Source organism: Streptomyces sp. NPDC005070 (assembly GCF_053600395.1).
Genome location: NZ_JBSFZS010000013.1, coordinates 33,003 through 45,491, shown reverse-complemented (window position 1 = coordinate 45,491; position 12,489 = coordinate 33,003). Strand labels below are relative to the sequence as shown.

The following is a 12,489-nucleotide window of genomic DNA, read 5'->3' as shown; positions in this document are numbered from 1 at the left end:
GACACGTCCCCGGGGTCATGTCCCCCTTGTCCACTGCTGGTTGGTGCCTCCGTTGCAGGTGTATGTGATGAGCGGGGCGGAGTTGGCGGTGGAGGCGCCGGACACGTCCAGGCACTCGCCGGACGCCCTCGCCTTGAGGAGCACATAGCTGCCCGAGGCCGTCACCGACCACTGCTGGGTGGTGGCGCCGGTGCAGTCCTCCTGGCTGACGCCGGTGCCGTTCTCGGTCAGGCACAGGGAACTCCCCCTGCCCATCAGCTCGTAGGAGCCGCCGCCGAGGGACTTGAACCAGAACTTCTGGTTGGCTCCGCCGTTGCAGGTGTACTGGGTGAGCGCGATCCCCTGCCACAGCGACTGGTCGGGGACGTCCGCGCACTTGCCGGAGTGACGGGCCGTCAGGGTCTCGTAGGGGGCACTCGTCGCGGTGACGGTCCCGGCGGCCGTGTCGACACCGATCTCCGGGGACCAGGACAGGGACATCGTGGTGGCCGTCGGGAAGGCGACCGGCAGCCAGACGTACCGCGAGTCGTTCACCGTCCCGCCGAAGGCGTTGCCCCAGCGGTCGCCCATATAGAGGTAGGAGGTGCCCGAAGTGCCTTGCACGGGAAGGACGTACGCGGTCTGCGAGCCGTACGCGGTGGAGTCACCGACGTTCGTCATCGCGGTCCAGGGGCCGGCGAGCGAGGTGGCGGTGGCGTACTGCTGCTGGTTGGGACTCCAGCCGGTGGCGGCCGAGGTCAGCATGAAGTAGACGCCGCCGCGCTTGAACAGGGCGGGCGCCTCGCGGTGTCCGCCGTGCCAGGGGTCGGCGACCAGGGCCGCCACGCCGGTGTAGTCGGCGGTGAGCCGGTAGATCTGGAGGTCGTAGTTCTCGCGGGCGGCGGAGACCATGTAGCCGGTTCCGTCGGTGTCGACGAAGGTCGTGATGTCACGGGACATGTACTGGCCGAGCGGCTGGAAGCTGCCCCGATAGGTGTAGGCGCCGTCCACGGTGTCCGAGACGGCGACGGCGGCTCGCGCCTCGCTGTAGTCGACACCGTTCTCCTTGTGCATCCACATGACGAACGTGCCGGTGGACGCGTTGTACATGACCTTGGGCCGCTCGATGTAGGCCGTGCCCAGCTCGGCGGCGCTCGACCGGGTCAGCACGTGGTTGCGGAACTCCCAGTTCTTCAGGTCGGTGGAGCGGTAGGCGTCGACGTACCTGAAGGTGTTGTCGGCGTTGCGGTTCTCGCCGAACCAGTAGTAGTAGCCGCCCACTTTGAGGACCCCGCCGCCGTGCGCGTGCACCGCCGCGCCCGAAGTGTCGCTGAACAGGGTGCCGTTGGTGATGGTCTGGGCCGCCGCGCGGGCGGGCGCGGCGGCGAGAAACCCTCCGGCGAGGGCGAGACAGAGGGCGACGAGCAGGGCGTACACGCGTCTCGGCGGGTGCCGTTCGGCGGGGAAGGCTCGCAGGGCGGGGATGGTGCGGCTCATGTGACTCATACAGTGACCGTCCGTCCGGTATGTCGAACATCATCTGCGATGACGAACATTGCCGCCGAAAAAGTAAGCGCGTACTACGCCGAGGTCAACGGGTCGGACAGAGCCGGTCCGCCAAGCCCGCCGCTCCCGCCGCCGCGCCTGTCACGCCGCGTACACCGTGCACACCGCCGCGGCGCCGCGGCGGTGTGCACACCGGACGACGCGACCGGCCGCTCAGTTGTGAAGCCCCCAGTGCCCCCGGTGGACGACCTCGTCCAGCCCGCGTCGGCGTTCCGCGATACGGGCACCCTGCGGGGGAACGTCGTCCGACCGGTGGCCGACCGTGATGCCGCCGATCGGCGCGTACTCCCCGGGCACCCCGAATTCGGCTCGGAAGGGCTCCAGTTGCTCGGGCATGATGCCGAAGAAGCAGGCGTCGAGCCCTTCGTCGACCGCGCTGAGCAGCATCATGAGGGCGGCCATCCCCGTGTCGATGTACCAGTACGGGGCGGGCCAGCGGGCCTCGGCGCGGTCCTCCCAGCCCTTGTCCGGTTCGGCGTAGCGCGCCAGATAGGCCGCCTTGTGGGCGAGCGGTACGACGATCAGCGGGGCGTCCTGCATGGTCGGCGTCTGCTCCACGCGGGTGGGGACGAACGGCCAGAACCGGGCGCGGTCGGCGGGGTCGGTGAGCGCCAGGAACGCCCAGCCCTGGGAGAAGCCGGCCGACGGGGCCCGGAGCGCGGAGGCGAGGATCCTCTCCACCGCCTCGGGGGCCAGCGGCTTGCCGGAGTAGTGGCGGATCATGCGACGGCGGCGGACCACTTCGGAGAACTCCATGTCACCCGATCCTGCCAGGGGCCGGGCCGGCGATGACCGGGGGCCGTCGGGATCAAGCCTTGAGCCGGTCTGAGCACCGAGGCCCCGCTGTCTCGTTTCGCGAGACGGTCGCCCGAGGGGCGGACGGCGCCGGGGTGCGGCGACCCGATCGACTAGCGTCGTGGCATGGCCAGCGACAACGCCCTCACCCTCGCCGCGGCACTGTCCTCCGGCACGGTCGTGCTCGACGGAGGCATGTCCAACCAGCTGGAAGCGGCCGGACACGACCTGAGTGACGCGCTGTGGTCGGCGCGGCTGCTCGCGGACCGGCCCGATGCGGTCGTCGAGGCGCATCTCGCCTACTACGAGGCCGGCGCGGACGTGGCGATCACCTCCAGCTACCAGGCGACGTTCGAGGGGTTCGCCCGACGCGGCATCCCGCACGGACGGGTCGCCGAACTGCTCGGCCTGAGTGTCGAACTGGCGCGCGAGGCCGCCCGGCGCGCGCACGCGAAGGGCGTCGCGCGGCCCCTGTGGGTCGCCGCGTCGGTGGGTCCGTACGGGGCGATGCTCGCGGACGGTTCGGAGTACCGGGGGCGGTACGGGCTGAGCGTCGCGGAACTGGAGCGGTTCCACCGGCCGCGCCTTGAGGTGCTCGCCGCCGCCGGACCCGACGTGCTGGCCCTGGAGACGGTCCCGGACACGGACGAGGCGCGGGCGCTGCTCGGCGGGGTGCGCGGACTCGGCGTGCCGGCGTGGCTGTCGTACAGCGTGGCCGGTGACCGTACGCGGGCCGGACAGCCGCTGGAGGAGGCCCTCGCCCTGGCCGCCGAGGTGGACGAGGTCATCGCGGTCGGGGTCAACTGCTGCGCTCCCGAGGACGTCGACGCGGCCGTCGCCACGGCCTCGCGGGTGACCGGAAAACCGGTCGTGGTCTACCCGAACAGCGGCGAGGCCTGGGACGCGGCCGCCCGTGCCTGGAAGGGCCGCTCCACGTTCACGGCCGACCAGGTCGGCGGGTGGGAGCGGGCCGGGGCCCGCCTGATCGGCGGGTGCTGCCGTGTCGGCCCCGGGGCGATCGCGGGGATCACGGCAGCACTGCGCGGGGCGTGATCCCGAACGCCCCGGCCTCACGACACCGCGTCCCGGTCCCGGCACCCGCCCGGCTTCCGGGACGAGCCCCTCCGGTGCGGCCCCGCGGCTTCGCGCCCGGTCTCCGGTACGGCACCCGGTCGCCCGGCCCGCGATCGCGGCCGCCGAGGCTCACCGCCCCCTGGCCGGGGCCGGCCTCACGGACGGTCCGCGCCGCCCGAGCGGCGGAAGCGGCGTACCGCCGAGAGCGGGGTCGCGACGCGCGCGAACAGGTCGACCGGAGGGACCGGCGTGGGCGGGTTCTCCGCCGGTCCCGGCGGGTTCTCCGCGGGCGGGCCCGCGGGCTGGTCGGGGGACCGGCTCGCGGGCCGGTCCGCGAGCTGTGTCGGAGGCCGGTCGGCGGACGCGTCTGCCGACCGGTCCGCGGGCCGGTCCGGGTGTTCACCCGCCCGGTCGTCGGCGGGGTCGGCGGCAGGTCCGTCGGCGGGTTCGGCGGGGGGCCCGGCCGTGGGCCCGCCGGCGGCGATGACCGTGGAGCGGCCGACCGTCCAGACCGTGGCCCTCTCGGGGCGCCTGCCCGTGGGGCCGGCGTCGGGCTTGGCCGCGGCCCTGGCCGACTCGGCCTCCCACAGGGCGAGTTCGCGGTCACGCGGGCCGTGCGCGGTGTGCGGGTCACCAACGCCGAAGACCCGGACCGGGTGCGAGGCGTCCCAGGCGGCCCACCCCGGGTCGCCGTCGACCGCGAACCGCACCCACGCCCCGTGCATGGCCTCCGCCAGTTCCTGCGGAGCGCCCTCGCCCGCGAGCTTCGCCGACTCCGGGGTGCCGACCGTGTCGAAGACGAAGCCCAACTCCAGGGCGTGACAGGCACCGAGGCCGGGCACGTTGGACGGCCAGGCGAACTCGTAGACGTGGGCCGGGGCCCTGCCCTCCGCGGGGATGTCCGCGTCGAGGGAGGCGGTGGGCGTGCCGCTCCGCGCGTCCGCGAGGCGGTGCAGCGGGACCCGCAGGAGATGGTCGGTGATCATCTGGCCGACGAGATCGGCGGTGCCCGCCTCCGGGTGCAGGGCGCGGTAGCCGCGCGGCACCTCGTGGCCGCAGTGGCAGCGGGCCATCGCACCGGCCAGGGCGACCGGGCCGAGCCGGTCGACCCGCTCCAGGAGCCCGCCCGGCACGAGCCACAGCCGGTACTCGTCCCGGGTCCAGCCGAGCAGCAGTCCGACATCCGCCGCGGCGCCCTCGACGAGGGCCTCCATCGGGTCGCGCGGCACGAGGTCGCCGTCCACGACGATGCCGAAGGCGGGACCGCCGAGCACCGGGCTGCTGAGCCTGCCCACGTCGGCCTGGGTGCGCAGGAGCAGATCGCGGTCGACGGCGGCGAACGCCTCCGCCGTCGCGGGGATCTTCAGCCGGGTGGCCATCCTGCGCACCATGCGGCGCACCTTGTCGCGGTCGCTCGCCTCGGGCGGCCCGCTCTGCAGGACCGCGCGGTGGAACAGGCCCCGGGCGCGCGGGCTCGCGAGCAGCGCGCCGATGCTGATCGCGCCGGCGGATTCGCCGAAGACGGTCACGCGGCCGGGATCTCCGCCGAACCGGGCGACGGACTCCCGCACCCACTCCAGCGCGGCGAGCTGGTCGCGCAGCCCGGGGTTGGCGGGCGCGTCCGGGAAGAGGCCGTAACCTTCCACGCCCAGGCGGTAGTTGACGGACACGAGGACCACGCCGTCGCGGGCGAAGGCGTGCCCGTCGTACACGGGCACGGCCGAGGAGCCGCGGGTCAGTGCTCCGCCGTGGATCCACACCATGACGGGGAGGCGGGCGGCGGGGTCCGGCGCCGGGGTCCACACGTTGAGATTGAGGCAGTCGTCGCCGGGCACGACGGGGTCGGCGAGGAGGCGGGCGAAGGCCTCGGAGTACGGAGGCTTCGGCGGCGTCGGTCCGAACGCGCCGGCGTCCCGGACGCCGTCCCAGGGCTCGGGCGGCTCGGGCGGGCGGAAGCGGCGGGCGCCGAAGGGCGGGGCGGCGTAGGGGATGCCCCGGAAGACCGCGATCCCGCTCTCGTACCGGCCGCGCACGGCTCCGTAAGGGGTGGAGACCACGGGGTCCCTCGTCTCCGCCACCGGATCCACCGAGTCCACCGCCATGCTGGACCAGCTCCTCACCGTCGCGCGCCGTAGAGAGTCGGAGCACCACCGCGCTGTAGTGATCAGAGCACCACATCGCGTCCCGGTATTCCTGCGGAGGCCCCTGTCCGGCCGACCTCGCGGTACGGAGCGGGCCGGCCGGCCCGCTCCGAGCGGGGCTGCCGGGCCCCAGCCGGGTCCGGCGCCGGGTCAGGCCCCCTGGTCCGCGGCCGCCGCGGCGGGCTGCCGTGCCGCCCAGAGGATGCCGCCGAGCAGGTGCCCGAGGAAGTCCGGATCCTCGTACGCCTCCACGGCATGGCCGAGCGCGGTGTAGAACACCCGGCCGGCGCCCTGTTCCCGGCACCACACCAGCGGGTGATCGGCACCCATTCCCCCGCCCTCGTAGGAGGCTTCGTCGGCGGAGGCCAGCACCCGCACACGCTCCGCCTCGCGCGGGTTGGTCCGGAAGTCGTACCATTCGTCCGTGAACTCCCAGACCGGCGGCAGCAGCCGGGTCGCGGGATGCCCGCGGTCCTCGACGAGGACCCTGCCCGGCTGGAGGGCCGGGTGCCGGTCGAAGCGGGCGCCGAGCAGCTCGCCGTAGTGGGGCCAGTCGTACTCGGTGCAGGCGGCGGCGTGCACCCCGACGAAGCCGGCACCGCCCCGGACGTGGGCCGCCAGCCGGTCGCGGCCCTTAGGCGTCAGCACCTCGCCGCTCGTCGACAGGAAGACGACGGCCGCGTACGGGTCGAGGGGGGCCTCGAAGACGGCGGGGTCCTCGGTGGCGTCGGCCTCGAAACCGTGCGCGCGGCCGAGTACGCGCACCGCTTCGACGGCGGCCGGGATCGAGTCGTGCCGGTAGCCGGTCGTACGGGTGTAGACGAGAACGCGGAAGACCATGCCGGGAGCCTAAGCGCGTGCTCGCGGCGCGGTGTCCGTTTCGTTCAAGACCGGCCGCCGGGGGCCCGCCTACGGTGGCCGTATGACTCCACGATTCGATGTTATCGGGCTGGCCGTCTCCGACATGGCCGCCTCCATCGCCTTCTACGGCAGGCTCGGGCTCGTCTTCCCCGACGGTGCGGAGAACGAGCCGCATGTCGAGGCCGGGCTGCCCGGCGGACTGCGCCTCGCGCTGGACACCGAGGACACCATCCGGTCGTTCCACGCCGGCTGGCGGCCCCCGAGCGGCGGCGGCAGGGTGTCGCTCGCCTTCCGCTGCGACAGCCCCGCCGAGGTCGACTCCGTGTACGAGGGGCTCGTCGGCGCGGGCCACCACGGCGAGCTCAAGCCGTGGGACGCCTTCTGGGGCATGCGGTACGCCGTCGTGCACGACCCGGACGGCAACGGCGTCGACCTGTTCGCCCCGCTGCCGGAAGGCCCGGCAGCGGCGCCCGCGCAGTAGGCGGGCCCGTCACCGGTGACCGACCAGCTCGCCGAGGGTCACTCCCGCCAACTCCCTTACGTCTCGCGCCAGATGGGCCTGGTCGGCGAACCCGGCGCGCAGCGCGGTCTCCGTGAAGGGCACACCGTCGCGGGCGAGGGCGAGCGCCCGCTGCAGGCGCAGGACCCGGGCCAGGGTCTTGGGTCCGTACCCGAAGGCGGCGAGCGAGCGGCGGTGCAACTGCCGTGCTCCGAGGCCCAGTCGGTCGGCCGTCTCGGCGACCGGGCGCCCCGCCTCCAGGGCGGCCACCACGTGGCGGAGGAGCGGGTCGGGGGGCCCGGCCTCGGCCGCCCGGAGCAGCGCGACCTCTTCGAGCGCCTCCACGGGGTCGGCGGCCGTGTCGATCCGCGCGGTGAAGCGGCGCACCTCGGCCGCGGGCCACAGGTCGGTCAACTCCACGCGCCGGTCCCGGAGTTCGCTGGCGGGTACGCCCAGGTAGGCGGGTGCCGTGCCGGGGTAGAAGCGGACGCCCGCCCAGCCGCCGGGCGCTGCCTCCGGGGTGTGGGGCCGCGTGTCGGGACCGGCGACGAGCAGCCGCCCCTCGCTCCACAGGAGATCCATGCATCCATCGGGAAGCACGGCGTCCCGGGCGGTCCCGGAACGGTCCCGGGCGGGCTCGGGATCGCGCCGGGCGGCGGGCGCCCGCGTGCCCGGCGTCAGGCGCGCGGGCGCCTCGGCCCCGCCGTCGGTCACGGGGCCGGACAGGACGCGGCTCCAGAGCACCGCTCCCGGCAGCCGGGACGCCCGTTCCGCGTACATGACGGCCACGCTACGCCGGGCGGGCCCGGTGCTCCTGCGGGCTGACGCCGTAGACCCGCTTGAAGGCGCTGGAGAGCGCGAAGGCGCTGCCGTAGCCGACGTGGCGGGCGATCGTCTCCAGGGTGTCGTCGCTCTCGCGGAGCCGGTCGGCGGCGGAGGCGAGGCGCCAGCCGGTCAGGTACGTCATCGGGGGTTCCCCGACGAGTTCGCCGAAGCGTCTGGCCAGTGCGGCGCGCGAGACACCGGTCTCGGCGGCGAGCGCGGCGACCGTCCAGGGCCGGGCGGGGTCGTCCTGGAGGAGCCGGAGCGCGCGGCCCACGACCGGGTCCGCGAGGGCCTGGTACCAGGCGGGCGCGGCGGCCTCGGGCCGGGAGAACCAGGCCCGCAGGGCGGTGATCATCAGCAGGTCGAGGAGCCGGTCGAGGACGACCTCCTGGCCGGGCTCGTCGCGCACCATCTCCGCGGCGAGGATCGGGGTCAGCGGGCATTCCCACACGTCGGAGGGGAGCGCGAGCAGCGGCGGCAGGGCGTCGAGCAGCCGGCGGTTGACCTCGCCCCGCATCATGTACGTCCCGATCAGCAGCACCGTGGAGCCGTCGAGCCGGTCGCCCCAGCTCCGGACGCCGAGGTCCCAGTGGCCCTTCAGCGAGCGGCCGTCCGGGTAGGAGCACTCGCCGCCCGGCAGGATCACGGCCTGCGGCGGGGTGGCGGGCTCGTCGGCGCAGCGGTACGGGTCGGGGCCGCGCGCGATGGCGAGGTCACCGGCCCGCAGCCGCAGTCCCTCGCCCTCGTCCGGTACGACCCAGGCGTCGCCGCGGACGACCAGCATGATCGACAGGGGGGCGCGGTCCTCGACGCGTACGCACCACGGCGGGTCGAAGCACGCGCGGATCATGAAGGCGCCCCGCGCGCGCGGACCCTCCAGCAGGCCGGCGAGCGGGTCCCCCCGCATGAGCAGATCCGAACGTGGCGGAGCGTCCATGCGGCCAGCGTAGACGGCGGCTCCGGCAGCCGTGGACGACCGTGGACGACCGCTTATGGGAATGAGCCGTTCGCCGATGGTTCCGCGCCGGGGGCGGCAGTTGACTGGGTCGCATGACAGAGAACACGCGGGACATGACAGTGCTGGTGACCGGGGCCACGGGGCGGACCGGGAGCCGGGTCGCGCGAGCCGCGCGGGCGGCGGGCCTGACGGTCCGGGCCGCCTCGCGCGGCACGGGCTTCGACTGGGAGGACGCCTCGACATGGGCCGGGGCGCTGCGCGGCGCCGACGCGGCCTATCTGGCGCACCCCACGGACGTCGGCTCGCCGGCCGCGACGAAGGCGGTCGGCGCCCTGGCCCGGGAGGCGGTGGAGCTCGGCGCGCGGCGGCTGGTGCTCCTGTCGTCGCGGGGCGAGGACCGGGCCGGGCCGACCGAGGAGGCGCTCAGGACGTCCGGCGCGGACTGGACGATCGTACGAGCGTCGTGGTTCTCGCAGAACTTCAGCGAGGGCCCGCTGGTCGAGGGGCTGCGTCAGGGGGAGCTGGTCTTCCCGGCGGGTGAGGTGCGGGAGCCGTTCATCGACGTCCGGGACATCGCGGACGTGGTGGTGGCCGCGCTGACCGGCGGCGGGAAGTACACCGGGCGGGAGCTCGCGATCACCGGGCCCCGGCTGCTGACCTTCCGGGAGGCGGTCGCGGAGATCGCGCGGGCCACGGGCGAGGAGCTGGCGTACACACCGGTGACGGCGCGGCGGTACGGCGACACGCTGGCCGGATTCGGGATGCCGGCCGAGGAGGCCAGATTCCTCGTCGACCTCTTCGAGAGCCTCCTCGACGGCCGTAACGCCCACCTCTCGGACGGCGTCCGGAACATCCTCGGCCGTGCGCCGCGGGACTTCACGGACTTCGCGCGGGAGGCCGCGGGGGCGGGGGTGTGGAAGGCCGCCTGACGAGACGGACCGCCCGGGCTCACTCCCCCGACGAGTGCTCCTCGCCGTTCTTCGGGGCGTGGTGGGTGTGGTGCGTGTGGTGGGTGTTCTTGGCGTGGGTGCGCAGGCGGGACGTCACGTCCTCCGGGGGCAGGAAGCGCGACCAGCGTTCCGGGAACTCGGAGGGCATGTCGGGGTCGTCGGGATCGGCGTCGTACGAGCGGTGCGCGGCGACGCGGGCGACGTACTCGGCGGCCTGGACCTCGCGCAGCCGTTCGTTGGCGGCACGGGCCGCGGCGGTGGCGGCGGCCGGCCAGACCCGGTCGATGGCGGCGTTGACGGCCGCGCCGACGAGGACGGCGAAGGCGGCGACGCCGATCCACAGCAGGACGGCCACCGGGGCGGCGAGCGAGCCGTAGATGGTGGGGCCCTCGATGGTGTTGGTCAGGTAGATGCGCAGCAGGAAGCTGCCGAGGACCCACATGGCGAGGGCGACCAGGGCGCCCGGCACGTCCTCGACCCAGGGCGAGCGGACGGGGACGGACACGTGGTAGAGGGTCGTCAGGAAGGCGACCGACAGGACGATGACGACCGGCCAGTACAGGATCTGGACGACGGTCGTCGACCACGGCACGACGTTCACCACGGCGTCCGGGCCCGCCACCATCAGCGGGAGCGCCACGGAGCCGATCAGCAGGGCCACGATGAACAGCAGGAAGGACATCATCCGGGTCTTCACGATGCCCCGGGTGCCGTCGAGTCCGTACATCACGGTGATGGTGTCGACGAAGACGTTCACCGCGCGCGAGCCCGACCACAGGGCGAACAGAAAGCCGAGGGAGATGATGTCGGGCCGGCCGCCCTTCATCACGTCGTGCAGGATCGGCTCGGCGATCTGGTGGACGCCCTTCTGGGTCAGCACCGTGCGGGAGGCGTCCAGGATGTTGGACTCCAGGCTGGCGATGGTGTCGGCGCCGGTCCACGCGTCCACGTATCCGAGCAGCCCGATCATGCTGAGCAGCAGCGGGGGCACGGACAGCAGCGTGAAGAAGGCGGCCTCGGCCGCCAGTCCGAGGATCCGGTACTCCATGCACGAGTTGACGGTGTCCTTGAGCAGCAGCCAGGCGGTCCTGCGCTTGGAGACGTTCCGGTAGAGCGCGCGAGCGCGGTGGAAGCGGCCCGAGCGAGGCCGTTCGCTTGTTTCTTTTGCCTGGTGCACGTCCTTACGGTAGCGGTATGGCAGCCAGCACCCACACCGTGACCAACCAGGCTCCGCCCCTGGTCGGATATGACGTATTCGCCGCCGACCGGGCCCTCGGCGAGGCGGTCGGCCGGCATCTCGATCCGGAGCTCCTCGAGGAGGCGCGCGAGGAGTTGTCGGCGCTCGGCCGGACGACAGGTTCCGCCCAGGTCCAGGAGTGGGGTGCGCTGGCCAACGAGAACCCGCCGAAGCTGCGCAGCCACGACCGCTACGGCAACCGGATCGACGAGGTCGACTTCCACCCGTCCTGGCACCGCCTCCTCGGCAAGGGGGTGTCGGCGGGGCTGACGTCGGCGTGGACCCGGCCCGGCGGACACGTCAGGCGCGCGGCGGGCTTCGTGGTCTGGACGCAGGCCGAGGCGGGCAACGGCTGCCCGCTGTCGATGACCCACGCGGCGGTGCCGGCGCTGCGCGCGGATCCGGCGCTCGCCGCGGAGTGGGTGCCGCGGCTGACGTCCACGGTGTACGACCGGGAGCTGCGTCCCGCGTCCCGGAAGGCCGGCGTGCTCTTCGGTATGGGCATGACGGAGAAGCAGGGCGGCAGCGACGTCCGCGCCAACACCACGGAGGCGCTGCCGCTCGCCGAGGACGGGACGTACGCGCTGACCGGGCACAAGTGGTTCTGCTCGGCGCCGATGTCGGACGGCTTCCTCGTGCTGGCACAGGCTCCGGGCGGGCTGACCTGTTTCCTGGTGCCGCGTGTCCTGGAGGACGGCACCCGCAACGTCTTCCGCATCCAGCGGCTCAAGGACAAGCTCGGCAACCGGTCCAACGCGTCGGGCGAGGTCGAGTTCGACGGGACGTGGGCGCGCCGGGTGGGCGACGAGGGGCGCGGGGTGCGCACCATCATCGGGATGGTCGCGGCGACCCGGCTGGACTGTGTGCTCGGTTCGGCCGCGCTGATGCGGCAGGCGGTCGCGCAGGCGATCCATCACTGCACCTACCGCGAGGCGTTCGGCGGCCGGCTCGTCGACAAGCCGCTGATGCGCAACGTCCTCGCCGACATGGCGCTGGAGTCGGAGGCGGCGACGACGCTGGCGATGCGGCTCGCGGCGGCGTACGACGACGGGAGCGAGCAGGAGCGGGCGTTCCTGCGGCTCGCGGTGCCCGCCGCCAAGTACTGGGTGACCAAGCGGTGTACGCCGGTCGCGGTGGAGGCGCTGGAGTGCCTGGGCGGCAACGGCTACGTCGAGGAGTCGGGCATGCCGCGACTGTTGCGGGAGTCTCCTCTCAACTCCATCTGGGAGGGCGCCGGCAATGTGCAGGCGCTGGACGTCCTGCGCGCTCTGCGGCGGGAGCCGGGCGCCCTGGACGCGTATCTGCGGGAGGTGGGCCGGGCCCGCGGCGCCGACCACCGGCTCGACGGGGCCATCAAGGACCTGCTGACCGAACTCGCCGACCTGGACGGCATCGAGGCCCGTGCCCGCCGGCTGGTCGAGCGCATCGCACTGGTGCTCCAGGGTTCGCTGCTCGTCCGGTACGCGCCCCCGGAGGTCGCCGACCTGTTCTGCGCCTCGCGCCTGGGCGGCGACTGGGGCACGGGGTTCGGGACGCTGCCGCACAGTCTGGATCTGGCCACGGTGGTGGAGCGGGCCCGGCCGGTGGCCTGAGGGAGGCGGGGA

General features: G+C 73.8%; 10 protein-coding genes and 1 pseudogene. 4 read left to right on the top strand and 7 right to left on the bottom strand.

The window, feature by feature from the left end; all coding sequences use genetic code 11:
- Positions 1-15: 15 nt before the first annotated feature.
- Together ACWEBX_RS07015 and ACWEBX_RS07010 are read right to left on the bottom strand one after the other, a co-directional pair.
- Entirely contained in the window at positions 16-1,476 is a 1,461-nt protein-coding gene (locus ACWEBX_RS07015) for an RICIN domain-containing protein (protein WP_451883905.1), read from the bottom strand.
- A 222-nt stretch (positions 1,477-1,698) separates the two neighbouring features.
- Positions 1,699-2,301 carry a nitroreductase family protein gene (locus tag ACWEBX_RS07010; RefSeq protein ID WP_451883868.1) on the bottom strand — a complete coding sequence of 201 codons (603 nt, stop codon included), beginning with the start codon at positions 2,299-2,301 and terminating at the stop codon, positions 1,699-1,701.
- A 165-nt stretch (positions 2,302-2,466) separates the two neighbouring features.
- On the opposite strand from ACWEBX_RS07010, the gene mmuM reads away from it, so the two are divergent.
- Entirely contained in the window at positions 2,467-3,393 is a 927-nt protein-coding gene (gene mmuM / locus ACWEBX_RS07005; RefSeq protein WP_451883867.1) for a homocysteine S-methyltransferase, read from the top strand.
- A gap of 551 nt (positions 3,394-3,944) precedes the next feature.
- On the opposite strand, the pseudogene ACWEBX_RS07000 reads toward mmuM, so the two are convergent.
- Positions 3,945-5,516 (bottom strand): annotated as a pseudogene (locus tag ACWEBX_RS07000) (carboxylesterase/lipase family protein); the annotation flags it as partial.
- 189 nt (positions 5,517-5,705) lie between these two features.
- Positions 5,706-6,395: a ThuA domain-containing protein gene (locus ACWEBX_RS06995; protein WP_451883866.1), complete on the bottom strand. Its 690-nt coding sequence runs from the start codon at positions 6,393-6,395 to the stop codon at positions 5,706-5,708.
- A gap of 82 nt (positions 6,396-6,477) precedes the next feature.
- Between ACWEBX_RS06995 and ACWEBX_RS06990 the strand changes: the two genes are divergently transcribed.
- Positions 6,478-6,897 carry a VOC family protein gene (locus ACWEBX_RS06990; RefSeq protein WP_451883865.1) on the top strand — a complete coding sequence of 140 codons (420 nt, stop codon included), beginning with the start codon at positions 6,478-6,480 and terminating at the stop codon, positions 6,895-6,897.
- Between the two features lie 9 nt (positions 6,898-6,906).
- Here the strand turns inward: ACWEBX_RS06990 and ACWEBX_RS06985 are convergent, their stop codons facing one another.
- Together ACWEBX_RS06985 and ACWEBX_RS06980 are read right to left on the bottom strand one after the other, a co-directional pair.
- Positions 6,907-7,695 (bottom strand): helix-turn-helix domain-containing protein, encoded by a 789-nt coding sequence (locus ACWEBX_RS06985; RefSeq protein ID WP_451883864.1) that lies wholly within the window; start codon positions 7,693-7,695, stop codon positions 6,907-6,909.
- Positions 7,696-7,705: 10 nt separating this feature from the next.
- Complete coding sequence (locus tag ACWEBX_RS06980) at positions 7,706-8,647, bottom strand: cupin domain-containing protein (RefSeq protein WP_451883904.1); 942 nt, start codon at positions 8,645-8,647, stop codon at positions 7,706-7,708.
- 143 nt (positions 8,648-8,790) lie between these two features.
- Between ACWEBX_RS06980 and ACWEBX_RS06975 the strand changes: the two genes are divergently transcribed.
- Positions 8,791-9,627: an NmrA family transcriptional regulator gene (locus tag ACWEBX_RS06975; RefSeq protein ID WP_451883863.1), complete on the top strand. Its 837-nt coding sequence runs from the start codon at positions 8,791-8,793 to the stop codon at positions 9,625-9,627.
- A gap of 19 nt (positions 9,628-9,646) precedes the next feature.
- Here ACWEBX_RS06975 and ACWEBX_RS06970 read toward each other — a convergent pair whose 3' ends face one another.
- Complete coding sequence (locus tag ACWEBX_RS06970) at positions 9,647-10,825, bottom strand: YihY/virulence factor BrkB family protein (protein WP_451883862.1); 1,179 nt, start codon at positions 10,823-10,825, stop codon at positions 9,647-9,649.
- Positions 10,826-10,842: 17 nt separating this feature from the next.
- On the opposite strand from ACWEBX_RS06970, the gene ACWEBX_RS06965 reads away from it, so the two are divergent.
- Positions 10,843-12,477 (top strand): acyl-CoA dehydrogenase family protein, encoded by a 1,635-nt coding sequence (locus ACWEBX_RS06965; RefSeq protein WP_451883861.1) that lies wholly within the window; start codon positions 10,843-10,845, stop codon positions 12,475-12,477.
- Positions 12,478-12,489 lie beyond the last annotated feature (12 nt).

What these genes read in the sequence shown, in the direction of transcription:
- ACWEBX_RS06965 (WP_451883861.1), top strand. Translation starts at nt 10,843, where the DNA reads ATGGCAGCCAGCACCCACACCGTGACCAACCAGGCTCCGCCCCTGGTC.
- ACWEBX_RS06995 (WP_451883866.1), bottom strand. Translation starts at nt 6,395, where the DNA reads ATGGTCTTCCGCGTTCTCGTCTACACCCGTACGACCGGCTACCGGCAC.
- ACWEBX_RS07015 (WP_451883905.1), bottom strand. Translation starts at nt 1,476, where the DNA reads ATGAGCCGCACCATCCCCGCCCTGCGAGCCTTCCCCGCCGAACGGCAC.
- ACWEBX_RS06990 (WP_451883865.1), top strand. Translation starts at nt 6,478, where the DNA reads ATGACTCCACGATTCGATGTTATCGGGCTGGCCGTCTCCGACATGGCC.
- ACWEBX_RS06975 (WP_451883863.1), top strand. Translation starts at nt 8,791, where the DNA reads ATGACAGAGAACACGCGGGACATGACAGTGCTGGTGACCGGGGCCACG.
- ACWEBX_RS06980 (WP_451883904.1), bottom strand. Translation starts at nt 8,647, where the DNA reads ATGCGGGGGGACCCGCTCGCCGGCCTGCTGGAGGGTCCGCGCGCGCGG.
- ACWEBX_RS07010 (WP_451883868.1), bottom strand. Translation starts at nt 2,301, where the DNA reads ATGGAGTTCTCCGAAGTGGTCCGCCGCCGTCGCATGATCCGCCACTAC.
- ACWEBX_RS06985 (WP_451883864.1), bottom strand. Translation starts at nt 7,695, where the DNA reads ATGTACGCGGAACGGGCGTCCCGGCTGCCGGGAGCGGTGCTCTGGAGC.
- mmuM (WP_451883867.1), top strand. Translation starts at nt 2,467, where the DNA reads ATGGCCAGCGACAACGCCCTCACCCTCGCCGCGGCACTGTCCTCCGGC.